Here is a 22,899-nt window from a genome sequence, read left to right as displayed (position 1 = left end):
CGATGAGCACCAGGCGGAAGCCGGTGTGCTCGGGGAAGTGGTGGCGCGACATGGGCAGAAGCCTGGACGATCTCCCCTCGTACGCACAAGACGGTCTCAGGATGCGACACAAATCCGTCTTGTAGAGCGGGATAGGTGCGGTCGTGCCGGAGGGTCAGGAATGCCGCAACTGCCGCAGGAACGCGGCGTTGTCGGGGGTCTTGCGGAGCCGTTCGAGGAGCGCTTCGAGCGTCGTGCGGCTGTCGTCGGCCCCGAGGGCCCGGCGCAGCGCACGGACGCCCGCCAGCTCGGTCGAGGCCATCAGCAGCTCCTCGCGGCGGGTGCCGGAGGAGCCGAGGTGCACGGCGGGGAAGACCCGCCGGTTCGCGGGGGCCGCGTCCAGCCGCAGCTCCATGTTGCCCGTGCTCTTCAGCTCCTCGAACCAGAAGTCGTCGGCCCGCGAGCCCGTCTCCACGAGCGCGGTGGCGAGGATGGTCAGCGAGCCGCCCTCCTCGGCCGCGCGTGCCGCGCCGAAGAACTTCTTCGGCCCGTGCAGCGAGCCCGCGTCGACCCCGCCGCTGAGGGTGCGGCCGCCGGAAGGCGCCGCGTTGTTGTGCGCCCGGCACAGCCGGGTGAGGGAGTCCAGCAGGATGACCACGTCCTCGCCCCGCTCGACGAGCCGCTTGGCCCGCTCGACGGCGCGGTCGGCGAGCGCGATGTGCTCCTTCGCCGGGCGGTCGAAGGTCGAGGCGAGCACCTCGCCGCGCACGGAGCGGCGCATGTCGGTGACCTCCTCGGGGCGCTCGTCGACCAGCACCACCATCAGGTGGATCTCCGGGTGGTTGGCGGTGAGCGCGGCGGCGAGCCGCTGGAGCAGCACCGTCTTGCCGGTCTTGGGCGGCGCGGCGATCAGGCCCCGCTGCCCCTTGCCGATCGGCGCGATCAGGTCGACGAGGCGCGCGGTGAGTCCGCCGTCCGGCCCTTCGAGGCGCAGCCGGTGCCGGGGGTGGAGCGGGGTCAGTTCGTGGAACCGGGGCCGCTCGCGCGGCTCGGGCCCGGGCGCGAACCCCCTGGTGAACACGGGGCGTTCGAGAGTGCTGGTCATGGGTGACCTTTCGTGAATGTCCTGAAAAGGGGGGAGTGGGGTGAGGGAGAAGGCGTCCGGCCGGGATCGGCACGGGGACGCGGCACGACGCGGCACGTCACGTACGAGACGGGTCCACGTGGTGCGAGCGGAAGCGGGACGGAACCCGCTGTCTGAGAGATGCGGCACCGGCGCCACACGAAGGGGCTTCAACAAGTGCCGTGAAAACCGTACCACTTACCGCCGGTGGCGGTCCTGGGACGAGGAGAGGTCAGCTCGCGGGGGGCTCGTGCAGCTCCGCGAGGTCCTGGGCGGCCTGGGCCAGGAGGTCGCGCATGGCGGTCTCGGCCGCCTCGGGGTCGCCGGCGCGGACGGCCTCCAGTACCGCGCGGTGGCTGGGCACCGGGTCGACCGGGTGGTGGCCCGGGCCGTGGACGATGCGGTCGCGCGCGGCGAGGCCCGTGGAGATGACCATCTCCATGCGCTCCAGCAGCTCGTTGTGGGAGGCCGCGAGCAGCGCCCGGTGGAAGGCGAGGTCCGCCTCGACGGCCTCCGGCGCCCCGTCGTCGGCCTCGGCCATCGCGGCGAGCGCCGCGTCCAGCGCCGCGAGGTCGGCCTCGGTGCGCCGCTCGGCCGCGAGCCGTACGGCCGCGGGCTCGACGATGCCGCGCACCTCGGCCAGGTCGCGCAGCAGCGGCGGGACCCCGGAGGCGCCCGAGCCGGGCCCGGTGCCGGACTGGAACTGCCAGCGCAGCACGTCCACGTCGAGCAGGTGCCAGTCCGCGCGCGGGCGCACGAAGGTGCCGCGCTTCTGCCGCGCGTCGACCATCCCCTTGGCGGCCAGCACCTTCAGCGACTCGCGCAGCGCGGTGAGGCTCACGCCCAGCTCCTCCTGGAGCGCGGCGAGATCGAGGGTGGCGCCCTCGCCGAGCTGGCCGCCGAGCACCCGGTGGGCTATGGCCTCGACCGTCTGGCCGTGGACGCCCCGGCGCGCGTACCCGGACATCGGGCACCTTCCCTTCTCCTCGACGACCCCCGCCGTTCACCTCGAACCCGCAGGCCGGGGTCAGGCCGATGACTTTACGACGCTCCAGCCACCGTCCACGACCAGGCTCGCTCCCGTGACGAACGAGGCCTCGGGCGAGGCCAGGAAGGCGATGGCCGCGGCCACCTCGTCCGGGTCGCCCAGCCGCCCGGCCGCCGTCTCCGCCGCGCTGGCCCGCCGCTCGTCCTCCGGGACCCTGTCCCACAGCCGGGTGAGGACGGGGCCCGGCAGCACCGCGTTGACCCGCACCTCGGGCCCGTACTCGACGGCGAGCTGGCCGCACAGGGACAGCAGGCCGCCCTTCGCCGCCGCGTATGCCGGATGGCCGGGGATGCCGTGGTGCGCGTGGACGGAGGAGACGAGGACCGCCGCGCCCCGCTCCGCACGCAGCTCCGGCAGGCAGGCGCGGAACCCGAGGAAGGCCGCCGTCAGCCCCACGTCGAGCTGGCGGTGCCAGGAGTCCGGGGACGTCTCGTGCGCGGGGGCGACCTCGACCGCGACCGCGTTGGAGACCAGGACCCCGACCGGGCCCAGCGGGCGCGCGGCCTCCAGGACCGTCGCCCAGCCCTCCTCCCGGGCCACGTCGGCGGCGACGGGCACGGCCGTGCCGCCGTCGGCGGCCAGGGATTCGGTGGTCTCGGCCGCGCGCCGCGCGTCGATGTCCGCGACGACGACCGAGGCGCCCTCGGCGGCCAGCCGCGCCGCCGTCGCGGCCCCGATTCCCGCCGCCGCTCCGGTGACGACGGCTGTACGTCCGATGAACCTCCGGGTGTCAGCGCTCATGGGACGAGGGTCGTCCGGTAAAAGAACGGCGTCAAGAACTATTCATAAATAACGAGTTCTTGTACGGTGCCGCGCATCGCACACGTGTCACTCGTCACGAGAGGCAGAGGCCATGACCGCAGTCCGCAGCGACCGCATCCACTTCGGCGGCGACTACAACCCCGAGCACTGGCCCGAGGAGGTCTGGGCCGAGGACGTCCGCCTCATGAAGGAGGCCGGCGTCACCATGGTCACGGCCGGGATCTTCTCCTGGGGGCTGATCGAACAACGCCCGGGGGAGTACGACTTCGGCTGGTTCGACCGCGTCATGGACACCCTGGGGGAGGCGGGCATCCGCGTCTGCCTCGCGACCATGACCGCCTCGCCGCCCCCGTGGCTGAGCGAGCTGGCTCCCGAGATCCTGCTGGAGAGCGCCGAGGGCGTCCGCAAATGGCCCGGCTCCCGGCAGCACTTCTGCCCCTCCAGCCCCGTCTACCGCGAGCACGCAGCGCGGCTCGTCGAGCGGCTCGCCGCCCGCTACGCGGACCACCCCGCGCTCGACACCTGGCACATCGGCAACGAGTACGGCTGCTCGAACCCCGTCTGCTACTGCGAGGTGTCCGCCGCCGACTTCCGCCGCTGGCTCCGCGAGCGCTACGGCACCGTCGAGGCCCTCAACGCCGCCTGGGCCACCACCTTCTGGTCCCAGCGCTACGGCACGTTCGACCAGGTCATGCCGCCCCGCGCGACGCCCACGCACCCCAACCCCACCCAGGTCCTGGACTACCTCCGCTTCAGCGACGACGCGCTCCTCCAGTGCTATCTGACGGAGAAGGAGGTGCTGGGCCGGGTGACCCCCGGCGTGCCGGTCACGACAAACCACATGCCGCACCACAAGCCCGTGGACCCCTACCGGTGGGCCGCGCACGAGGACGTCCAGTCGCTCGACTTCTACCAGGACCCCTACGACCCCGAGACCCACATCGACGCGGGCGCCGCCTTCGACGTCACGCGCTCCTCCGGCGGCGGCCGGCCCTGGATGCTGATGGAGCAGGCGCCCAGCGCCGTCAACTGGCGGGCCCGCAACAGCCCCAAGCCGTTCGGCAAGATGCGGCTGTGGAGCTGGCAGGCCGTCGCGCAGGGCGCCGACGCGGTCCTGTACTTCCAGTGGCGCCAGTCGCCCGGCGGCGCCGAGAAGTTCCACTCCGCGATGGTCCCGCACGCCGGGCCCGACACCCGGATCTTCCGCGAGGTCGCCGAGCTGGGCCGCGAGCTGGCGTCCGTCCCGCAGATCACCGGTACGCGCAACGCGGCGGACGTCGCGCTGCTCATCGACTGGCAGAGCTGGTGGGCCCTGGAGCAGGGCTCGCACCCGTCCTCCGCGCTCAGCCAGCGCGAGGCGCTGTTGCGCCACTACCGGCCGCTGTTCCGGGCGGGCGTCCCCTGTGACGTCGTACCGCCGGACAGCGACCTGTCCGCGTACAAGCTGGTCGTCGTTCCGAACCTGTACCTGATGAGCGAGGGGACGGGCGAGCGGCTGACGCGGTACGTCCGCGAGGGAGGGCACCTGCTCGTCTCGTTCTTCACCGCCATCAGCGACGAGAACGACCGCGTCCACCTCGGAGGGTACCCGGGGCCGCTCCGCCAGGTCCTCGGCCTGCGGATCGAGGAGTTCTGGCCCCTGGACGAGGGGGCGTCGCTGGCCGTACGGGGCGGCCTCTCCGGTACCGGTGATCTGTGGTCCGAGTCGATCGACCTGGAGGGCGCGGCGGCCGTCGCCGAGTTCGGGGAGGGGGAGCTTGCGGGGCGCCCGGCCCTGACGCGGCACGCCTACGGGGAGGGCGTGGCCTGGTACGTGGGTACGCGGCTGGACCCCGCGTCGATGAGGGCTCTTGTCGACCGGGCCCGGGGTGAGGCGGGGGCCGACCCACTGGTGGACGGGCTGCCCGGTGACGTCCAGGCGACGGTGCGGGTGGGCGCCGGGGGAGAGCGTTTCCTCTTTCTGCTCAACCATGGTGAGACCGAGGCCGAGATCGCCCTCCCGAGTGCGGGCCGAGACCTCCTGAGCGCCTCTCCGGAGGAGGTGACGGCCCTCGTTCTGCCCGCGCGCGGAGTGGCGGTGATCCAGCACTAGCCGGGTAGGGGCTGCCCCTGCCCGTGCTTCGCAGTCCGCGGCTGCGCCGTGGCTGGCCGCGCAGTTCCCCGCGCCCCTGATCGGGCAAGCCCTGCTTTGCCGTTCTGCGCTTGGGAGGTCTGCGCGAAGGCGCAGGGCTGGCAAGCGCAGCCCACTTCGCCGGGCACGTTCAGCAACTCGCTCTGACAAGGAGGTCAGGTGCCTACCAGAAGGAAAGTGCTCACTTGGGGCGCGGCCGCCGCCGCCACGCCCGCGCTCGCCGCCTGCGGTGAGTCCGCCGGGGCCACCCGGATGACCACCTCGACCCCCCGGAAGGCGGGCCAGAAGGTGCGGCTCGTCCTGTGGACATGGGTCCCGCTCCAGAAGGCCGTCGCCCTGTGGAACAGGAAGAACCCGGACATCCACGTCCAGGTCCAGATGGTGCCCGCCAACACCTCCGGCGGCTACCAGAAGATGCACTCGTCCCTGAAGGCGGGCGACCCGCCCGACCTCGCGCAGGTCGAGTACTACGCGCTGCCCGAGTTCATGCTGGCCAACGGCCTGACCGACCTCACGAAGTACGGGGCCGACAAGCTCAAGGACCAGTACGTCGACTGGCAGTGGAAGCAGGGCGTCTTCGCGGGCCGCACATACGCCATGCCGCAGGCGTCGGGACCGATGGGGTACTTCTACCGGAAGGACCTCTACGAGAAGTGGGACGTGGAGGTCCCCCGCACCTGGGACGAGTTCCGCGCCGCCGCGAAGAAGTTCCGCAAGCACGGCTCGTACATCACCGCGTTCCCGCCGGTCAACGCGCAGTGGTTCGCCTCGCTGCCGTGGCAGCGCGGCGCGCACTGGGTGCGGGCCGAGGACGACACCTGGGTCGTGGACCTGACGGGGCCCGAGTCGATGGAGGTCGCCGACTTCTGGGACGGCCTGCTGCGGGACAAGCTCGTCGCGACCGTCCAGGACTCGCAGTCGGGGTTCTTCAAGGGGCTGCAGACCGGCCAGTTCACGGGCTGGCTCGGCGCCCAGTGGCAGGACGCGCTGATCCGCGGCAACGCGCCCCGTACGAAGGGGAAGTGGCGGGTCGCCGAGCTGCCGCAGTGGGAGGCGGGCGCGCACGCCTCCTCCAACTGGGGCGGCTCCGCCACGGCGATCCTCCAGGGCACCCGGCACCCGGTCGAGGCGCTGAAGTTCGCGCACTGGCTCAACAGCGCGCCCGAGTCCGTCGACCTGCTCGTCGCCGCCGGGTACGGCTGGCCCGCGGCGAAGCTCGATCTCCAGGAGACGGCGCTGGGCAAGCCGGACCCGTTCTTCGGCGGCCAGCGCTACAACGAGGTCTTCCAGGTCTCCGACGAGAACGTGGACACCTCGTGGCGGTTCGCGCCGACCACCATCCAGTCGTACGCGCACATCCAGGACAACATCGGCCGGGCCGCCGACGGCCACGGCAGCGTCCAGGAGGCCCTGCGCGACGCGCAGGGCAAGTTCGTGGACGACCTCAAGGCCAAGGGACTGAAGGCGAGGAGCGCGCGATGACGACTCCCGTGAAGGCGCCGAAGCCCCGCCGCCGCAGCCGGCCCGACCGCAAGGCGTGGCGCTTCCTCGCGCCCTTCCTCGCGGTGTATCTCTTCGCGATGATCGCCCCGATCTTCTACGCGGTCTACCAGAGCATGCTCAAGGTCGAGCGCTCGGGCCCGATGGGCCTCGGCAAGCCGTCCGTGGGCTTCGCCGGGTTCGAGAACTACACGCTGGCGCTCCAGCAGACCTCGTTCCTGGAGGGCTTCGGGCGGGTGCTGCTCTTCGGGATCGTGCAGGTCCCGGTGATGCTGCTGCTGGCGCTCGTGCTCGCGCTCCTCCTGGACCAGGTCAAGGACCGCTGGGCCGGACTGATGCGGGCCACGTACTTCCTGCCGTACGGCATCCCCGGCGTGATCGCCACCATCCTGTGGGGCTTCCTCTACGTGCCCGGGGTCAGCCCGATCAACGACATGCTGGGCTCGCTCGGCTTCCAGCCCGACTTCCTCGGCTACGACAGCGTGCTCTGGTCCATCGCGAACATCGTGATCTGGGAGTTCGCGGGCTACAACATGCTGATCATCGTCGCCCAGCTCAAGTCGATCCCGCAGGAGCTGTACGAGGCGGCGAAGATCGACGGCGCCGGTCCCTGGCAGACCGCGCTGCGCATCAAGATCCCGCTGGTGCGCCCGGCCCTCGTCCTCACCTGCGTGTTCTCGATCATCGGCACGATGCAGCTCTTCGCCGAGCCGCTGGTGCTGAAGAAGCTCGCGCCCGCCGTGAACAACGACTTCACGCCGAACCTCAGCGCCTATTTCGACGCCTTCGCCAACGCCAACGTCTATATGGCCGCCGCGAAGTCCGTCATCCTCGCCGTCGTCGCCATGGTGCTGTCGTTCGGCTTCCTCAGCCTCGTCAACCGCAAGCGAAGGAGCGAGCGGTGAGCGCCACGACGACCTCCACCCCGGCCCCCGCCCCCGAGACGGCCCCGGTGTCCCCGCCCGCGCCGCCGCGCCGCCGGCGCGCGCTGCGCCCCGGCCGCGTGCTGCTCGTCGCGGTCCTCGCGCTCGCGGCGGTCTACTTCCTCATCCCCGTCTACTGGCTGGTCGTCGCCGCCACGAAGTCCAACGGCAGCCTCTACGGCAGCTTCGGCTTCTGGTTCGACGCCCCGCAGCTCTGGTCCAACCTGGGCCGCGTCTTCTCCTACGACGACCACATCTACCTCCAGTGGGCGCTCAACTCGCTGCTCTACGCGGGAGTCGGCGCCGTCGTCGCCACGCTGCTGTCGGCCGCGGCCGGTTTCGCGCTGGCCAAGTACCGCTTCCGGGGCAGGGAGGCGGTCTTCAAGCTCGTCCTCGCGGGCGTGCTGCTGCCCTCGACGGCGCTGGCCCTGCCGCTCTATCTGATGTTCAGCAAGCTGGAGCTGACCAACACCTACTGGGGCGTGCTCATCCCCAGCGTCGTCAGCCCCTTCGGCGTCTACCTGTGCCGGATCTACGCGGAGTCCGCGGTGCCCGACACCGTGCTGGAGGCCGCCCGGGTGGACGGGGCGAGCGAGGAGCGGATCTTCTTCACGCTGGTGCTGCGCATCATGTCGCCCGCGCTGGTGACCGTCTTCCTCTTCCAGTTCGTGCACATCTGGAACAACTACTTCCTGCCGCTGGTCATGCTCTCCGAGGACCGGAAGTATCCGATCACCCTCGGCCTCGTCACCTGGAAGGAGGCCGCGGACCGGTTCCCCGAGCTGACGCAGTACACCATCGGCGGCGCCTTCGTCTCCGTCATCCCCCTGGCCTTCGCGATGCTCGTCCTCCAGCGTTACTGGCGGACCGGGCTCACCGAGGGCAGCGTCAAGGAGTAGGAAAGGAACCCACGTTGAAGATCACCCGGGTCGAGACCTTCGCCGTGCCGCCGCGCTGGCTGTTCTGCCGCATCGAGACGGACGACGGCCTCGTCGGCTGGGGCGAGCCCGTGCTGGAGGGCCGCGCGGACACCGTCCGTACGGCCGTCCACGAACTCGCGGGCCAGTTCCTCATGGGCGCCGACCCGCTGCGGATCGAGGACCACTGGCAGGTGATGTCCAAGGGCTCGTTCTACCGGGGCGGGCCCGTGCTCTCCTCCGCCGTCGCGGGGCTCGACCAGGCGCTGTGGGACCTGGCGGGCAAGGCGTACGGGGCGCCCGTGCACCAGCTCCTCGGCGGCCCGGTACGGGAACGGGCCCGGGCCTACTGCTGGGTCGGCGGCGACGAGCCCGCCGCCGTCGGCGAGCAGGTCGCCGCGCAGCGGGAGGCGGGGTTCACGGCGGTGAAGATGAACGGCTCCGGGCGCATGGACCGGCTGCCGAACGTCGCCGAGCTGCGCCAGGTCGCCGCGCGTGCCGAGGCCGCCCGCGAGGCGCTGGGCCCCGAGGGGGACTTCGCCGTCGACTTCCACGGCCGCTTCTCCGCCGCGGGCGCCCGCCGGGCCATCGAGGTGCTGGAGCCGTACGGCCCGATGTTCGTGGAGGAGCCGGTGCTGCCCGAGTACACCGCGCTGCTCCGCGAGGTCACCGCGGGCACCACCGTCCCGATCGCCACGGGGGAGCGGCTCTTCTCCCGTACGGAGGTGCTCCCGGCGCTCCAGGCCGGGGTCGCTGTCCTGCAGCCCGATCTGTCGCACGCGGGCGGCATCTCCGAGGCCCGGCGCATCGCCTCGCTCGCCGAGACCTTCGACGTGGCGATCGCCCCGCACTGCCCGCTGGGCCCCCTCGCCCTGGCCGCGAGCCTCCAACTGGCCTTCTGCACCCCGAACTTCCTCATCCAGGAGCAGTCGATCGGCATCCACTACAACACCGGCGCCGAGCTGCTCGACTACGTCGCCGACCCCGAGGTCTTCCGCTTCCACGAGGGCCATCTGGCGCGCCCGACGGAGCCCGGCCTCGGCGTCCGTATCGACGAGAAGGCGGTACGGGAGGCGGACGGCCGCGCGGAGAGCTGGCACAACCCGGTGTGGCGGCACCCGGACGGCTCGTTCGCGGAGTGGTGAGATCCGGGGGATGCGGGGGCGGCGTGGCAGGAAAGATGGGAACTCGTCATTGCCGCCGTTCCCGGGGCGCTGAAGAATCGGCGGCATGACCCCTCCGCCCGCCGCCGGTGGCACCCGTGACGTGCTGGTCGTCGTCTACGACGGCGTCCGGAGCCTCGACGTCACGGGCCCCGTCGAGGTCTTCACGGGAGCGGGGCTCGCGTCCGGCGGCACGCCGTACCGCGTCCGTACGGCCTCCCCGGACGGCGAGGCGCTCGCACGCGACCACCCGGAGATCGAGGTCGATCCGGACCCGATCTACGTCCGCGACGGGCACGGCGCGACCTCCGCCGGGGTCACCGCCGGGATCGACCTCGCCCTCGCCCTGGTCGAGGAGGACCTGGGAAGGGACATCGCGCTGACCGTCGCCCGGCACCTGGTGGTCTTCCGCCCGCGCGTTCCAGGAGGAGACGGGGACGACGCCGGGCCGGTACGTGGAACGCGTACGCCTCGAACACGTCCGGCGGTGCTGGAGGACACCGCGTGCGGAATCGAGGAGATCTCCCGCGCCTCCGGATACGGCACGCCCGAGGCGATGCGCCGCGCCTTCCTCAGGGCGCTCGGAACTCCGCCCTCCGAATACGCCCGCCGCTTCCGCTCCGCCGCGGTCCTCGACTGACCGCACACATCGCCCGTCTTCCGCCGCCCGTCTCCCGTCGCCAGGAAAGGGAATTTTCCATGCAGATCGCCATTCTCCTCTACGAGGGCTTCACCGCGCTCGACGCCATCGGCCCGTACCAGACGCTGAGCCCGCTGCCGGACGCCGAGACCGTCTTCGTCGCCGAGCGGCCGGGGCCCGTACGGGACGACAACGGGACGCTGACGATGGGGGCCACCGCCTCGTACGCGGACGTGCCCGCGCCCGGCATCGTCGTCGTCCCCGGCGGCCCCGAGCCGGACCTGGAGAACGGCCCGCTGCTGGAGTGGCTCCGCGCCGCCGACGCCACCAGCGTCTGGACGGTCTCGGTGTGCACCGGATCACTGCTGCTGGGGGCGGCCGGACTGCTCAGAGGGCGGCGCGCGACCTCCCACTGGCTCGCCCTCGACCAGCTCCGGACATTCGGGGCGGAGCCGACGGGGGAGCGGGTGGTCTTCGATGAGAAATACGTCACCGCCGCGGGGGTCTCCTCCGGCATCGACATGGGGCTCGCGCTGGCCGGGAGGATCGCGGGCGACGCCTTCGCGCAGGGCGTGCAGCTCATGATCGAGTACGACCCGGTGCCGCCCTACGACGCGGGGTCGCCGGAGAAGGCGCCCGCGGAGGTCGTGCGGAAGTTCCGCCAAGCGGGGTGAGGAAAAGGGACGTTCGCCGCAGCGCGGACCCAGGGGTATATGCCAATTTGATTTCGCGGCGCATCTGTGAATTGCCCGTGATAACGCGCGACAATTTCCGCACGAGGCGCGCGTCACGGTCATGTAAACAGGGCGGGGCGGCTTAAAGCCTCCCTGTGCAGCCGGTAATGCCCCTGGTTACACTCACGCCTCATGCGTAGGACCCCCCACAGTAGTAGTCCGCAAGATCAGGGCAACCGCCCGATATTTATTGAAAGTTCAGGTAGAAGAAGGAGGTTCTTCCGGTTCACGGCGGTGGCCGTGGGATGCGGGTGTGCCGGATATCTGCTGTTCGTCGGCGTTGTCGTCGGCGGCATGTGGAAGCCGTACGAGAAGACGCCGCCCCGTACGAACGAGCCGCTCCCGACGGCTCCCGCCCGGCAGGAATCGCAGGCGCCCCCGGCGTCCCCGACCGACGACCCCGGAGGTTCCCGGGCGCCCGGCGGGCGGGGTGAGAGAGCCGCCCCCACGGAAGCGCCGCACGGACGCTCCGACGGATGAGCCCCCGGCACGCACTGCGCCGTCCCCCACGCGGGCACTGGGTGCTGCTGTTGCTCATCCTTCCCGTGGTCACCATCGCCCTGCTCTTCGAGGGCTGGACCACGCACGAGGTCGACTCCGCGCGGACGAAGCCCCCCTGCGACAGCCCCATTCCCCGGGCCGCCGACACCGGCGACCCGGTGCTGCGGCTGTCCGGCGACCGGATCGAGACCGCGGCCATGCCCCGGGGCACCGCCGCGCTCACCTTCGACGGCGGCCCCGACCCCACCTGGACGCCGCGCCTGCTCGACCTGCTGCGCGAGCACCGCGTCCACGCCACGTTCTTCGTCTACGGGAAGCAGGCCGCGCGGCACCCCGACCTGATGCGGCGCATCAAGGACGAAGGGCACGAGATCGGCTCGTACACGTACACGGGCGGAGATCTCGGCGCGGCCTCGCCGCTGCGCGCGCGGATGGAGCTGTCGCTCACCCAGACCGCGTTCGCGGGCACGGCGGGCGTCACCACCAGGCTGCTGCGGCTGCCGCACACCACCGCGGCCGACACGCTGTGCGGCGCCGAGTGGCAGGCGGCCAAGCGCGCGGCGGACCAGGGCTATCTGCTCGTCGCGGCCGACCGGAAGTCCCGCAAGGCCTCGCAGGGCGTGGTGCGCCAGTACAGCCACACGGACCTCGGCTACCGGGAGGCACGGGCGCTGCTGCGCAACCCGCGCGTCGAGCGGTTCACGACCGTCACCAACGGCCTCGGACAGCCCTCGTACACGGGCAGCGCCCCGCTCGTGCAGCGGCTGGAGGGCGAGGGGCTGATCCGCGCCCAGGCGCTCGGCCACTTCTTCACCCGCGCGATGGCCTGGGCGCTCGGCGTCGCCGGGGCGCTCGGCATCCTGCGCCTCGTGCTGCTCGTGCACTTCGCGCGCACCCACGTGCGGCGGCTCTCCCGCTACCGGCCCGGCGCGCCCCGGCTGCGCGAGGTGACCGAGCCGGTGACGGTGCTGGTGCCCGCGCACAACGAGGAGGCGGGCATCGCCGCCACGGTGCACTCGATCCTCGCCTCGCTCTATCCGCGCCTCCAGGTCGTCGTGATCGACGACGGCTCGACCGACGGCACCGCCGACGCGGTGGCCGCCATCGACGACCCGCGCGTGACGCTCGTCCGCCAGCCCAACACGGGCAAACCGGGCGCGCTCAACACCGGGCTCGCCCACGCCCGCCACGACATCGTGGTCATGGTCGACGGCGACACGGTCTTCGAGCCCGACGCCCTCTACCGGCTCGTCCAGCCGCTCGCCCACGCCGCCGTCGGCGCGGTCAGCGGCAACACCAAGGTCGGCAACCGCCGCCACCTGCTGGGCAAGTGGCAGCACCTGGAGTACGTCCTCGGCTTCAACCTCGACCGCCGGATGTTCGAGGTCCTGGAGTGCATGCCGACGGTGCCCGGCGCCATCGGCGCGTTCCGCCGCGACGCGCTCATGGGCATCGGCGGCGTCAGCGACGAGACCCTCGCCGAGGACACCGACCTGACGATGTCCCTGTGGCGGGCGGGCTGGCGCGTCGTCTACGAGGAGTCCGCGGTCGCCTGGACCGAGGTGCCGCTCACCCTGCGGCAGCTCTGGCGGCAGCGCTACCGCTGGTGCTACGGCACGCTCCAGTCGATGTGGAAGCACCGGCACGCCGTCCGCGAGGTCGGCCCCGCCGGGCGCTTCGGCCGCCGCGGACTCGGCTATCTGGCGCTCTTCCAGGTCGTCCTGCCGCTGTTCGCGCCCGTGGTGGACATCTTCGCGCTGTACGGGGTGGCGTTCCGCGACCCCACCCAGGCGGTACTGGTCTGGCTCGCCTTCCTGGCCGTCCAGATGGTCACCGCCGGATACGCGCTCCGGCTGGACAGGGAACGGCTCCGCGCCCTGTGGTCCCTTCCCTTCCAGCTCTTCGTCTACCGCCAGCTTCTCTACCTCGTGGTGATCCAGTCGGTGATGACCGCGCTGCTCGGCTCCCGCCTGAAGTGGCACCGCATGCGCCGCTCCGGCACCGCAGACCCGTACCAGCTCGACGAGGGACCGCCGCCCGCGCCCGACCGGCGCCGGCGCAGCCTCTCGCCCAAGTGAGCACCCTGACCACCTGAACAAGGGGATTCGCATGAAGACGGACCCGCCTGACCAGTGGGTCGAGCCCGGAGGCCAGTCGCCGTACGACCCGTACCACCCGTACGCGCCCTACGATCCCTACGCGCCGTACGTGCGGAGCGACCCGTACCGCCCGTACGACCCGTACGACCCGTACGACCCGCACGCGCCTCACGGGCCCCATCCGTACCCGCCGGAGCTGTACGAGCCCGGGCCGCCCGAACCCGCCGCCGGGCCCGAGCCCCTGCCCGAGACGGCGCCCGCGCTCCTGCACCGCAGCCGCGAGGTGTACGGCTGGCGGGGCAACGCGCCGCGCGGGCAGCACACCCGCCGCCGCCCCCGGCGGCGGCGCAAGGTGCTGCGGGCACTGCTCGCGCTGCTCCTCGCCCTCGTGGCCGCCGCCGGAGGCACGTTCGCCTGGGCCGAGAGCGAGCTGAACCGGGACGTCGACCTCGGCAAATACGGCCACCGGCCGCCGCCCGGCAAGGGCACCAACTACCTCATCGTGGGCTCCGACAGCCGCGACGGGCTCTCCGAGGGCGACAAGAAGGACCTGCACGCGGGCGGGGGAGGGGGCCGCCGCACCGACTCCATGATCGTGCTGCACACCGGGGCGCGCGGCGCGACGATGGTCAGCCTGCCGCGCGACTCCTGGGTGACCGTCCCCGGCTATCTCAGCCCCTCCACCGGCAAGCGCTCGGTCCCGGAGAAGGACAAGCTCAACGCGTCCTTCGCGTACGGCGGGCCCGAGCTGCTCACCCGCACCGTCGAGCACAACACGGGGCTGCGGATCGACCACTACGCGGAGATCGGCTTCGCCGGGTTCGTGAACATCGTCGACGCGGTCGGCGGCGTGCGCATGTGCCTGGAGCGGGACATCAAGGACAAGAAGTCCGGGGCCGATCTCAAGCGCGGCTGCCAGACGCTCTCCGGCAGCCAGGCGCTCGCCTTCGTCCGCCAGCGCCACCAGGAGGCCGAGGGCGACCTGGGGCGCTCGCAGAACCAGCAGAAGTTCCTCTCCGCGCTCGCCCACAAGGCCGTCAAGCCCGGCACCGCCCTCAACCCGGCCTCGACGTATCCGGCGATGAAGGCCGGGCTCGACACCCTCGTCGTCGACGAGAACATGGGGCTGCGGGACCTGATGACCATGTTCCGCGCGCTCCAGGGCGTCGCGGGCGGCAAGGGTCGCCAGATCAACGTCCCCGTCTCCGGCATCGGCATCCCCACGAAGAAGGGCAGCGCCATCAAGTGGGACGAGGACCAGTCGCGCACGCTCTTCGACCAGTTGAGACGGGACCGCCCGGTGACGGTGCGCGGCGGACGTACGTAGCCGGGCGGGGGCGCGGGCGGCGTCAGACGACGCGGGCCACCGCGGCGTACATGTTCACGTCCGTGTCCGGGATCTCCGCCGCGTCCGCGTCCGGCCGCCAGCGGTTCATGGGCACCACGCCGGGCTCGACGAGTTCGAGCCCGGCGAGCAGCTCCTCGACCTCGGCCCGCGTGCGCAGGTACATCGGGACGCCGCGCTCGGTGTACCGCCGCGCCATCTCCGTGACCTCGTCCGGCGTGATGTCCGCCGTCGCCGTCGTCAGCGCCACATAGCTGCCCGGGGCCAGCGCGGAGGTCAGGCCCCGCAGCAGCGCGGAGGCGTCCTCGACGAACTGCAGCATGGCGATGACGGTGACGGCCACCGGACGCGACAGGTCCAGTGTCGCCTGCAGTTCGGGCGAGCGGAGCACACCGTCCGGGTCGCGCATGTCCGCGTCGAGGTAGCTGGTGCGGCCCTGCGGAGTGCTGGCGAGCAGCGCGCGGGCGTGCTCCAGCACCATCGGGTCGTTGTCGACGTACGCGACGCGGGACTCCGGCGCGATGCCCTGCACGATCTGGTGCAGATTGGGCTCCGTGGGGATGCCCGTGCCGATGTCGAGGAACTGGCGTATCCCGGCCTCCTCCGCCAGCCAGCGGCCCATGCGGTGCATCGTCGCGCGGTTGATCCGCATGCTCACCGGCAGCTTGGGCCACGCCGACGTCAGATCGTCGGCCGCCGCCCGGTCGGCGGCGAAGTGCGTCTTCCCGCCGAGGATGTAGTCGTAGACCCGCGCCGAGTGGGCCTCGCCCGTGTTGATCCCGCCATTGGCCGCGCCGCCCTGGGGCATGCGTCCTCCCTGTGGTCGCTCGCGGGCCGGGACCACGTGCGCCCGGCCCAACTTCCGCGCAGGTTACGCGACTTCCGCGCGCGGTCCGCGAGCGGGCCGGGCTGCCGGGCCCAGGGCGCGCTCACTGGTTGGGGGAGTGCTCCGCCTCGTGGCAGACCCCGCACGTGAGGCGCCGGGCGCGCTTCTCGCTGCTGGCCGTGCCCGTCCCCGCGACCTGATGCACGGTCTCGGGCGAGAGCCGTACGTGGTCGCCGCACAGCCCGGCGCCGCAGCGGCGGCACACCGCCACGGCGCGGCGCTCCGTGTCCCGGGCCAGACAGTCGTAGCAGTCCATGGCGACGCTCCTCGCTTGTCTCTCGCCGTTGAGACGCTTAGCGGTACCCCTACGGAACGGGAGGAAACCCCCACATCACTCGTCCGCGTCCGGATCGGACGAGAGGTCCACCGTGAGGACGCCCTCCGTACGGAAGAGCGCGGCGGCCAGCCGCCGCGTCCGGTCCTCGCGTCCGGCGAGCAGCAGGAGCACCCGCGAGGCCCCGTCGCCCTCGGCCTCCTCCGCGCGCACATGGAGGATGCGGAAGCCCTGCGCGGTGCACTCCTCCATCAGGCGCGGCAGCAGCGTCAGCCCGGTGCGGTACGTCAGCCGCAGCGTCGGCCGTACGGACGCCGGACCCCGGGAGAGCCGCCCGGCGAGGAACGGATAGCCCCGGATCACCAGGAAGTGCAGCGCCGTCGCCGCGCTCGCGAGCAGCAGCAGCCCGCCGCCGCAGGCCATGCCGATCGCGCAGGTCAGCCAGATGGTCGCGGCCGTCGTCAGCCCCCGCACCGCGTCCCGCCGGACGAAGATGAGGCCGCCGCCGATGAAGCCGATGCCGGAGACGATCTGCGCGGCGACCCGCGAGGGGTCGTACGCGGTGTGCGGCAGGTCCAGCACGTTCCCGAAGCCGTGCTGCGAGACCTGCATCATCAGCGCGCTGGCGACCCCGACCAGGGCGTGCGTGCGCAGGCCCGCGCTCTTCTGGCGGGCGCCGCGCTCCCAGCCGACGAGCGTGGACAGGGTGAGCGCCACGGCCAGTTCGGCCATCTGCCGCGGCCCCTGCCCGGCCCCGATGGATCCGAGGGAGACGGCCACCTCGCGCATCCCTGCCCCTCCTCTCCCGTTTGGTCCCGATCTGCCCTCCGCACGTTAGACCCGCCGGGCGGCGGGCACTTCGGGGGTCCGAAGGAGAGACTCCGGGAGGTTCTCCATGCTGCAGGCCATAGCCGACGTCCTCCGCGCGATCGGGGGCGCGGTCGCGACCGTGGTGACGCTGCCGTTCCGGGCCGTCGCCCGGCTGTTCGGCGGCGCGTCGGACACCGTCAGGCGGCGTCCCCGCGCGGGGCGCCGGCGGACAGGGCGTCGGGGCCGCCTGGGCGCGGGGCGTCTGGGCGCCGGCCGCCTGCGGGCGGGGCGTCCGCGCGCGGGGCGTCCGCGCTTCGGTGGAATGAGGCGCGGTAGGCGCGCGGTGTGACGCCCGCGACCCGCTTGAACCGCTCGCGGAACGCCGTGGGCGAACCGAAGCCCGTCCGCGCCGCGACCCGCTCGACGCCGTGGTCCGTCGTCTCCAGCAGGAACTGCGCCTGCCGCACCCGCGCGCGCAGCAGCCACTGGAGCGGCGTGGTGCCGGTCTGCTCGCGGAAGCGGCGGCTGAACGTCCGCTCGCTCAGCCCGCTGCGCGCGGCCATGTCCGCGAGGGTGAGGTCCCGGGCGAGGTTCTCCTCGATCCACGCGAGCACGGGCTCCAGGACGGACCCCTGAGGCACCGGCGGCCGGGCGTGCGGGATGAACTGCGCCTGGCCGCCCTCCCGTTCGAGCGGGACGACCGACAGCCGGGCCGCGTCGGCCGCGACCGCCGAGCCCAGGTCGCGGCGGATCATGTGCAGGCACAGATCGAGCCCGGCGGCGGAGCCCGCCGAGGTCAGCACCTGGCCGTTGTCGACGTACAGCACGTCCGGGCGCACGTCGATCCCCGGGAAGCGCTCGGCCAGCAGCCCGGCGCCGAGCCAGTGCGTGGTGGCGCTCAGCCCGTCCAGCAGGCCCGCCGCGGCCAGGACGAACGTGCCCACACAGATCGACGCGATCCGCGTGCCCGCGGCGTGCGCGGCGCGCAGCGCCTCCAGCGCGTCCTCGTCCGGCGGCGGCGCGTCCTCGGCGCAGCCCGGCACGACGACCGTGTCGGCCGTCTCCAGCGCCTCCAGCCCGTACGGCACCTCGGCCGTGAACGCGCCGGTGTCCACGCGCCGCGTCGGCGCGCACACCCGCACCCGGTACGGACGGCGCCCGTCCGCGAGCCGCGCGCGGCCGAAGACGTCGATGGGCGTGGCCATGTCGAAGGGGATGACACGGTCGAGGGCAAGAACCGCCACGGTGTGCATGGAGCCCACGGTAAGCAGGTTCCCGCCACGCGTACAGCCCCAGGTCAGGGGCCGGTCCCTGCTCCGCCACGCCGTGAACGGCGTGGCGGGAACCCGTCGGTCTTTGTCATTCCAGCCTCTGGGAGCCGCTGTGCGGGCTGCCTAGCGTGAGGGACACCGCCACCCCGGCCACCTCCCGCGAAAGGCGCGCCCATGCTCGTCCAGATCGCCCTGTTCGACGGCTTCGACCCGCTCGACGTGATCGGCCCGTACGAAGTCCTGCACGCGGCGGGCCTGTTCACCGACGGCGGCGTCCGCGCCGAACTCGCCTGCGCCGAGGGCCCGCGCGAGGTCCCCAGCGGCGTCCCGCCCGTCACGCTCACCGCCACCCGCCCGCTCGACCCCGCCCGCGCCGACGTCCTCGTCGTGCCCGGCGCGGCGGGTTTCCTGACGGAGCGGCCCGGCCGTCCGGACACGGAGACCATCGACGGCCACCTCGCCCGCGCCCTGGAGACCGGTCTGCCCCGGCTGGCGGCCGAGGCCATGGCCCGCGAGGACACGCTCGTCGCCACCGTCTGCGGCGGCTCGCTGCTCCTCGCCCTGGCGGGCCTGACGAAGGGCCGCCCCTGCACGGGCCACGGGCTCACGCCGGACGCCCTGCGGGAGCACGGCGCGGTCCCCGTCGACGCGCGCGTCGTCGACGACGGCGACCTCGTCACCGGCGCGGGCGTCACCTCGGGACTCGACCTCGCGCTCCACCTCGTCGACCGCGAGATCGGCCCCCGCGTCGCGCACGCCGTCGAGGCCCTCTTCGCCCACGAACGCCGCGGCACCGTCTGGTCGACGCGCGGCAAGGCCCCCGTGGCAGCGCTCTGACCGTCCGCCGTCCCCTCCCGCCCGGAGCCCCCGAGAACCCCGATGACGAAACTCCTGCTCTCCCTCCACGTCCTGGCCGCCGTGATCGCCGTCGGCCCCGTCACGGTCGCCGCCAGCATGTTCCCGGCCGCCGCCCGCCACGCCCACGCCGCGGACCCCGAGGCCCCGCCGCTCGCCACCGTCCGCGTCCTGCACCGGATCTGCCGCGTCTACACGCTCGTCGGCGTCGCCGTACCGGTCTTCGGCCTCGCGACCGCCAACACCATGGGCGTCCTGACCGACACCTGGCTGATCGCCTCCATGATCCTCACCGCCCTCGCCGCGGTGGTCCTCGCCGCCCTGGTCCTGCCCCGCCAGGAGTCCCTCCTGACCCGACTCGCCACCGACACCCCCACCCTGGAACGCCGCACCACGGCCCGCCTCGCCATGGCCACCGGCGCCTTCAACCTCCTCTGGGCCACGGTCACCATCCTCATGATCGTCCGCCCGGGCTCCACAACGGGCGCGTGACGGCAGCGCAGGCGGGAGGCGGGAGCGTCAGCTCTCCGCGGGCTCCTGGGCGAGCCCTGCGAGATGCTGGCGGACGCGGTCGGCGTCTTTTGTACGGTGCTGTGCGAGATAGAGGGCGAGCGCCTCTTCCCAGGCATGGCGGGCCTGCTCGCGGTCGTGCACGGCGTACGTGTGCCCGAGCAGGTCGAGGGTATCCGCCTGCTCTGCCTTGGAGCCGAGGTCGTAGTACAGGTGCAGAGCCTGCTGGTAGTGCTCCGTGGCCTGGGTGTACTCGCCTGTGTGGTGGGCGATATAGCCCAGGCTGCTGAGGACACCGGCCTTGCCGCTCGGGTCCCTGTCTTCACTGCACTGGGCCAGCGCCTCGACGCAGATGCCCCGGGCCTCGTCGTACTTGCCGAGGCGTGCCGTGTACCAGCCGATGTCGTTGAGAGCCTTGTTGGTGCCGCCGACGTCGGTGTCCAGCTCCTGGAACAGGCGCCAGGCCTCTTTGGAGTGCCTGAGCGCCTCTCCGTCGTTGCCCTGGGCCTCCGACACCTCGGCCAGCGCCCTGCGCGCATGAGCCTGGCCCAGGAGGTCGTGGTGTTGCACGGCAACGGCGAGAGCAGTCTGCAGGTGACCGAGGCCCTCGTCGTGGAGCCCGACGTCAGCGCAGGCTCGTCCCAGATGGCGGTACGAGCGTGTGCGGATGGCTGGGTCGAGATGTTCGGAAGCAGGTGCTCCCGCCCGCCAGGCCGAGAGGTTGTCGTGCAGATGTCCCTCACGGAGCTGGACCGTGGTCAGGGTCCAGGCGAGCTGCCATACCTGCGCGTGCCACTTCCGCTCGGCGGCCACGTGCTGCACGGCCAGCAGATTGCTGCGTTCGGCGTCGAGCCATTCCCGCGCTTCCTGGGCATCCTTGAGCGGCTGCGGGCTGCATCCCGGAGGGAGCTCGTCGAGGTCGATGGCTGCATGGTTCTTGGCGATGAGCAGATCAGCGGCGTGCGCGGTGTGAGCGCCGTACTCCGTCAGGCGGCGCAGGGCCATGTCCCGTTCCGCAGTCGTCTCTTCCTCGTCGGCCCGGCCCGCGGCGTACAGCCGGACCAGGTCATGCATCCGGTAGCGCCCTTTTGCGTGCTGCTGGACCAGCGAGACGCGTTCCAGAGCCTTGAGCTGGACCTGTGCCTCCCGGCAGGTCACTCCCGCGAGGTTCGCTGCCGCGTACGTGCCGACGTCGTCGCCCGGCGCCAGTCCGAGCATCCGGAACATGGCGGCCTCCGCCGGGGCCAGGGCCCGGTACGACCAGGACAGCACCGTCTCCAAGCAGGCTTCCGGGTCTCCCATGTCCAGCGCTTCCAAGCGCTGCGAGGCATCCCGCAGTTCCTCGGCGATCCCGGAGAGGGCAAGGCGCTGACCGAGTACGGCACGGCTGGCGACGATGCTCAGGGCCAGGGGAAGGCCGGCGCACCATCGCACGAGCTCGTCCGTGGCATCGGGCTCGGCCGCGAGTCTGGCCTCCCCAAGGTGACGGGTGAGCAGAGCGCGTGCCTCGCCGTCGCTGAGCACATCGACCTGCACGGGCCGGGCACTGTGCCTGGTCACCAGGCCCGCCATGCGGTCGCGGCTGGTGACCAGCACCGTGCAGGACGGCGTGCCGGGAAGCAGCGGGGTCACTTGCTCGGTGCCCCGGGCGTTGTCGAGCACGATCAGCATGCGCCGTCCGGCGACGAGGCTGCGGTACAGCCCCATCTGAGCCTCGAGATCCCGGGGCATTTCCTTCACGCCGAGCCCGGTGAGGAACGTCCGCAGCGCCTCGCGGGGCAGCATCGGGTCTTCGCCCGGGTGGAAGCCCCGCAGGTTCACGAAGAGCTGCCCGTCGGGGAAACGGTCCTTGTACTGGTAGGCCCAGTGCAGCGCCAGCCATGTCTTGCCGATGCCGCCCGCACCGCCGATTGCGGAGATCACCACGGTCGTGCCCTGTTCCACACCCGCGTCGAATGCCCTGGTCAGCTCCGCGACTTCAGAGTCCCGTCCGGTGAATGTCCCCGGCGGAGCCGGAAGCTGTTCCGGTACGACAGTCTCCTCGGGCGTGCCGTAGAAGTGCACTCCTCCTTCGATGCTCCTGGCCTGGACCAGGTTTCTTACGCGGCTCTCGCTGACTCCGTTGCGGACCTCGGGCTCCCCAGTCATGCCGCACAGTTTCGCACTCCCGTTTGGGTGAACGCGGCACGGTCGGCATGGCCGTGGGAGAGTCGGCCATTGCCTCCCTGGCCCCCTGAGGCCGCGTCAGGGCCTCTTTTTGCGGCCGCGGAGGGGGAGGACGCCCACCAGGAGGCCCGTCAGGGCGAAGAGGGTGCCTGTGGTGACCACCGGGGGCCAGCCGCCGTGGGTCCAGGCGAGGGAGCCGGCCAGGGAGCCGAGGGCGATGCCGAGGAAGCGCAGGGTGAAGTAGAGGGTGTTGAGGCGGCTGTGGACGGCGGGGTCCAGGGCGAAGAGGAGGGTCTGGCTGGCGGCCTGGTTGCCCCAGACCCCGACGTCCAGGACGATCACGCCGACGATCAGCCAGGCCAGCGACGTTCCGCCGGGCAGGAGGACGAGCCAGCCGGCGGCGACCATGCCGACGAGGGCGAGCACGGAGCCGCGGCGGCCGAGGCGGTCGGCCGCGCGGCCCGCCCACGGGGACGCCAGCGCGCTCGCGGCGGCCACCAGGCCGAACAGGCCGGTCTGCGCCGGGCCGTAGTGGTAGTCCTCCTCCAGGAGGAAGGTGAGCGTCGTCCAGAACGCGCCGAACGCGACGCCCACCAGCGCGCCCGAGACCACGATCCGCGCCACCAGCGGGCGTGCCGCCAGGGCGGGCAGGGACGCGAGCGAGGCGCGGTACGCCGTGCCGTGCGCGGCCGGAGGCACGTACGGCAGGGCCCGGCGCAGCACCAGGGTGAGGGCGAACGTGAGGGCGCAGGAGCAGGCGAACACGCCGCGCCACCCGGCCAGTTCCGTGAAGCCGCCGGAGTATGCGCGCGAGGCCAGCACCCCGACGAGCAGGCCGCCCTGGACCGTGCCGACGACCTTGCCGCGCGTCGCGCCCTCGGGGCCGGTGAGGGCGACGGCCAGGGGCGTGATGAGCTGGGGTACGGGGGAGAGCAGTCCTACGGCGAAGCTCGCGACGATCAGGAACCAGACGGTCGGCGCGAGGGCGCAGGCCGCCAGCGCCACGGACGACGCGGCGCCGAGCCCGAGTATCAGCCGCCGCCTGCCGTGCGTGTCGCCCGCGGGGACGATCAGCAGGATCCCCGCCGCGTAGCCGAGCTGCGTGGCCGTCGGCACGGCCCCGAGCAGTCCGGGGCCCGCGTCCAGCGAGGCGGCGACGGAGCCCAGCAGGGGCTGGCTGAGATAGACGTTCGCCGCCGTGACGGCGCTGGCGGTGGCCAGGAGAGGGATCAGGGAGGAGGTGCGTTCGCTCACGTGAAGCG

The 22,899-nt window shown here is 72.3% G+C and carries 18 protein-coding genes and 3 pseudogenes; 12 read left to right on the top strand and 9 right to left on the bottom strand.

Annotated features, from left to right (window positions below; all coding sequences use genetic code 11):
* Positions 1 to 154: 154 nt before the first annotated feature.
* The 3 genes and pseudogenes from rho to ABD343_RS18410 form a co-directional block, all read right to left on the bottom strand.
* Positions 155 to 1,033, bottom strand: a pseudogene (gene rho / locus ABD343_RS18420) (transcription termination factor Rho); the annotation flags it as partial.
* A 301-nt stretch (positions 1,034 to 1,334) separates the two neighbouring features.
* Positions 1,335 to 2,069 carry a FadR/GntR family transcriptional regulator gene (locus ABD343_RS18415; protein ID WP_344529481.1) on the bottom strand — a complete coding sequence of 245 codons (735 nt, stop codon included), beginning with the start codon at positions 2,067 to 2,069 and terminating at the stop codon, positions 1,335 to 1,337.
* 60 nt (positions 2,070 to 2,129) lie between these two features.
* Positions 2,130 to 2,891 carry an SDR family NAD(P)-dependent oxidoreductase gene (locus tag ABD343_RS18410; protein WP_344529479.1) on the bottom strand — a complete coding sequence of 254 codons (762 nt, stop codon included), beginning with the start codon at positions 2,889 to 2,891 and terminating at the stop codon, positions 2,130 to 2,132.
* Between the two features lie 112 nt (positions 2,892 to 3,003).
* Between ABD343_RS18410 and ABD343_RS18405 the strand changes: the two genes are divergently transcribed.
* The 9 genes and pseudogenes from ABD343_RS18405 to ABD343_RS18365 all read left to right on the top strand — a co-directional run bounded on the left by ABD343_RS18405 (position 3,004) and on the right by ABD343_RS18365 (position 14,847).
* Entirely contained in the window at positions 3,004 to 5,004 is a 2,001-nt protein-coding gene (locus ABD343_RS18405) for a beta-galactosidase (protein WP_344529477.1), read from the top strand.
* A 198-nt stretch (positions 5,005 to 5,202) separates the two neighbouring features.
* The gene (locus ABD343_RS18400; RefSeq protein ID WP_344529475.1) at positions 5,203 to 6,525 is read left to right on the top strand and encodes an ABC transporter substrate-binding protein; all 1,323 of its coding nucleotides are present in this window, start codon (positions 5,203 to 5,205) and stop codon (positions 6,523 to 6,525) included.
* On the top strand, positions 6,522 to 7,448 hold the full coding sequence (locus ABD343_RS18395; protein WP_344529473.1) for a carbohydrate ABC transporter permease: 927 nt from the start codon (positions 6,522 to 6,524) through the stop codon (positions 7,446 to 7,448). The genes ABD343_RS18400 and ABD343_RS18395 overlap by 4 nt, the downstream gene beginning before the upstream one ends.
* Positions 7,445 to 8,365 (top strand): carbohydrate ABC transporter permease, encoded by a 921-nt coding sequence (locus ABD343_RS18390; RefSeq protein ID WP_425578213.1) that lies wholly within the window; start codon positions 7,445 to 7,447, stop codon positions 8,363 to 8,365. The genes ABD343_RS18395 and ABD343_RS18390 overlap by 4 nt, the downstream gene beginning before the upstream one ends.
* A 14-nt stretch (positions 8,366 to 8,379) precedes the next feature.
* Entirely contained in the window at positions 8,380 to 9,528 is a 1,149-nt protein-coding gene (gene dgoD / locus ABD343_RS18385; RefSeq protein ID WP_344529471.1) for a galactonate dehydratase, read from the top strand.
* 85 nt (positions 9,529 to 9,613) lie between these two features.
* A pseudogene (locus tag ABD343_RS18380) lies at positions 9,614 to 10,186 on the top strand (GlxA family transcriptional regulator).
* A gap of 59 nt (positions 10,187 to 10,245) precedes the next feature.
* A complete protein-coding gene (locus ABD343_RS18375; RefSeq protein ID WP_344529469.1) occupies positions 10,246 to 10,860 on the top strand; it encodes a DJ-1/PfpI family protein in 615 nt (204 codons plus the stop codon).
* A gap of 536 nt (positions 10,861 to 11,396) precedes the next feature.
* Positions 11,397 to 13,499: a bifunctional polysaccharide deacetylase/glycosyltransferase family 2 protein gene (locus ABD343_RS18370; RefSeq protein ID WP_344529467.1), complete on the top strand. Its 2,103-nt coding sequence runs from the start codon at positions 11,397 to 11,399 to the stop codon at positions 13,497 to 13,499.
* 31 nt (positions 13,500 to 13,530) lie between these two features.
* Positions 13,531 to 14,847: an LCP family protein gene (locus ABD343_RS18365; protein ID WP_344529465.1), complete on the top strand. Its 1,317-nt coding sequence runs from the start codon at positions 13,531 to 13,533 to the stop codon at positions 14,845 to 14,847.
* A 22-nt stretch (positions 14,848 to 14,869) separates the two neighbouring features.
* Here the strand turns inward: ABD343_RS18365 and ABD343_RS18360 are convergent, their stop codons facing one another.
* The 3 genes from ABD343_RS18360 to ABD343_RS18350 all read right to left on the bottom strand — a co-directional run bounded on the left by ABD343_RS18360 (position 14,870) and on the right by ABD343_RS18350 (position 16,814).
* Positions 14,870 to 15,673: an SAM-dependent methyltransferase gene (locus ABD343_RS18360; RefSeq protein ID WP_344529463.1), complete on the bottom strand. Its 804-nt coding sequence runs from the start codon at positions 15,671 to 15,673 to the stop codon at positions 14,870 to 14,872.
* Positions 15,674 to 15,794: 121 nt separating this feature from the next.
* Positions 15,795 to 16,007 (bottom strand): DUF2180 family protein, encoded by a 213-nt coding sequence (locus tag ABD343_RS18355; protein ID WP_344529461.1) that lies wholly within the window; start codon positions 16,005 to 16,007, stop codon positions 15,795 to 15,797.
* A 75-nt stretch (positions 16,008 to 16,082) separates the two neighbouring features.
* Positions 16,083 to 16,814 (bottom strand): MgtC/SapB family protein, encoded by a 732-nt coding sequence (locus tag ABD343_RS18350; RefSeq protein ID WP_344529459.1) that lies wholly within the window; start codon positions 16,812 to 16,814, stop codon positions 16,083 to 16,085.
* A gap of 106 nt (positions 16,815 to 16,920) precedes the next feature.
* Between ABD343_RS18350 and ABD343_RS18345 the strand changes: the two are divergent.
* Positions 16,921 to 17,037, top strand: a pseudogene (locus ABD343_RS18345) (LPFR motif small protein); the annotation flags it as partial.
* Here ABD343_RS18345 and ABD343_RS18340 read toward each other — a convergent pair.
* Entirely contained in the window at positions 17,033 to 18,088 is a 1,056-nt protein-coding gene (locus ABD343_RS18340) for a GlxA family transcriptional regulator (protein ID WP_344529457.1), read from the bottom strand. The pseudogene ABD343_RS18345 and the gene ABD343_RS18340 overlap by 5 nt on opposite strands.
* Before the next feature lie 192 nt (positions 18,089 to 18,280).
* Here ABD343_RS18340 and ABD343_RS18335 point away from each other — a divergent pair, with 192 nt between their 5' ends.
* Complete coding sequence (locus ABD343_RS18335) at positions 18,281 to 18,943, top strand: DJ-1/PfpI family protein (protein WP_344529455.1); 663 nt, start codon at positions 18,281 to 18,283, stop codon at positions 18,941 to 18,943.
* 42 nt (positions 18,944 to 18,985) lie between these two features.
* Positions 18,986 to 19,453, top strand: a complete 468-nt coding sequence (locus tag ABD343_RS18330) for a DUF2269 family protein (protein ID WP_344529453.1) — start codon at positions 18,986 to 18,988, stop codon at positions 19,451 to 19,453.
* A gap of 27 nt (positions 19,454 to 19,480) precedes the next feature.
* Here the strand turns inward: ABD343_RS18330 and ABD343_RS18325 are convergent, their stop codons facing one another.
* Positions 19,481 to 21,619 (bottom strand): ATP-binding protein, encoded by a 2,139-nt coding sequence (locus tag ABD343_RS18325; protein ID WP_344529451.1) that lies wholly within the window; start codon positions 21,617 to 21,619, stop codon positions 19,481 to 19,483.
* A gap of 96 nt (positions 21,620 to 21,715) precedes the next feature.
* Positions 21,716 to 22,891 (bottom strand): MFS transporter, encoded by a 1,176-nt coding sequence (locus ABD343_RS18320; RefSeq protein ID WP_344529449.1) that lies wholly within the window; start codon positions 22,889 to 22,891, stop codon positions 21,716 to 21,718.
* Positions 22,892 to 22,899 lie beyond the last annotated feature (8 nt).

This window comes from Streptomyces albiaxialis (assembly GCF_039530985.1).
Lineage (GTDB): Bacteria > Actinomycetota > Actinomycetes > Streptomycetales > Streptomycetaceae > Streptomyces > Streptomyces albiaxialis.
The sequence above is the reverse complement of the archived record's forward strand: the minus strand, read 5'-3'. Positions and strand labels throughout refer to the sequence as shown.

Coding starts and splice junctions, on each gene's coding strand:
- ABD343_RS18415 (WP_344529481.1), bottom strand. CDS start 2,069: ATGTCCGGGTACGCGCGCCGGGGCGTCCACGGCCAGACGGTCGAGGCC.
- ABD343_RS18410 (WP_344529479.1), bottom strand. CDS start 2,891: ATGAGCGCTGACACCCGGAGGTTCATCGGACGTACAGCCGTCGTCACC.
- ABD343_RS18405 (WP_344529477.1), top strand. CDS start 3,004: ATGACCGCAGTCCGCAGCGACCGCATCCACTTCGGCGGCGACTACAAC.
- ABD343_RS18395 (WP_344529473.1), top strand. CDS start 6,522: ATGACGACTCCCGTGAAGGCGCCGAAGCCCCGCCGCCGCAGCCGGCCC.
- ABD343_RS18375 (WP_344529469.1), top strand. CDS start 10,246: ATGCAGATCGCCATTCTCCTCTACGAGGGCTTCACCGCGCTCGACGCC.
- ABD343_RS18370 (WP_344529467.1), top strand. CDS start 11,397: ATGAGCCCCCGGCACGCACTGCGCCGTCCCCCACGCGGGCACTGGGTG.
- ABD343_RS18365 (WP_344529465.1), top strand. CDS start 13,531: ATGAAGACGGACCCGCCTGACCAGTGGGTCGAGCCCGGAGGCCAGTCG.
- ABD343_RS18360 (WP_344529463.1), bottom strand. CDS start 15,673: ATGCCCCAGGGCGGCGCGGCCAATGGCGGGATCAACACGGGCGAGGCC.
- ABD343_RS18355 (WP_344529461.1), bottom strand. CDS start 16,007: ATGGACTGCTACGACTGTCTGGCCCGGGACACGGAGCGCCGCGCCGTG.
- ABD343_RS18350 (WP_344529459.1), bottom strand. CDS start 16,814: ATGCGCGAGGTGGCCGTCTCCCTCGGATCCATCGGGGCCGGGCAGGGG.
- ABD343_RS18340 (WP_344529457.1), bottom strand. CDS start 18,088: ATGCACACCGTGGCGGTTCTTGCCCTCGACCGTGTCATCCCCTTCGAC.
- ABD343_RS18335 (WP_344529455.1), top strand. CDS start 18,281: ATGCTCGTCCAGATCGCCCTGTTCGACGGCTTCGACCCGCTCGACGTG.
- ABD343_RS18330 (WP_344529453.1), top strand. CDS start 18,986: ATGACGAAACTCCTGCTCTCCCTCCACGTCCTGGCCGCCGTGATCGCC.
- ABD343_RS18325 (WP_344529451.1), bottom strand. CDS start 21,619: ATGACTGGGGAGCCCGAGGTCCGCAACGGAGTCAGCGAGAGCCGCGTA.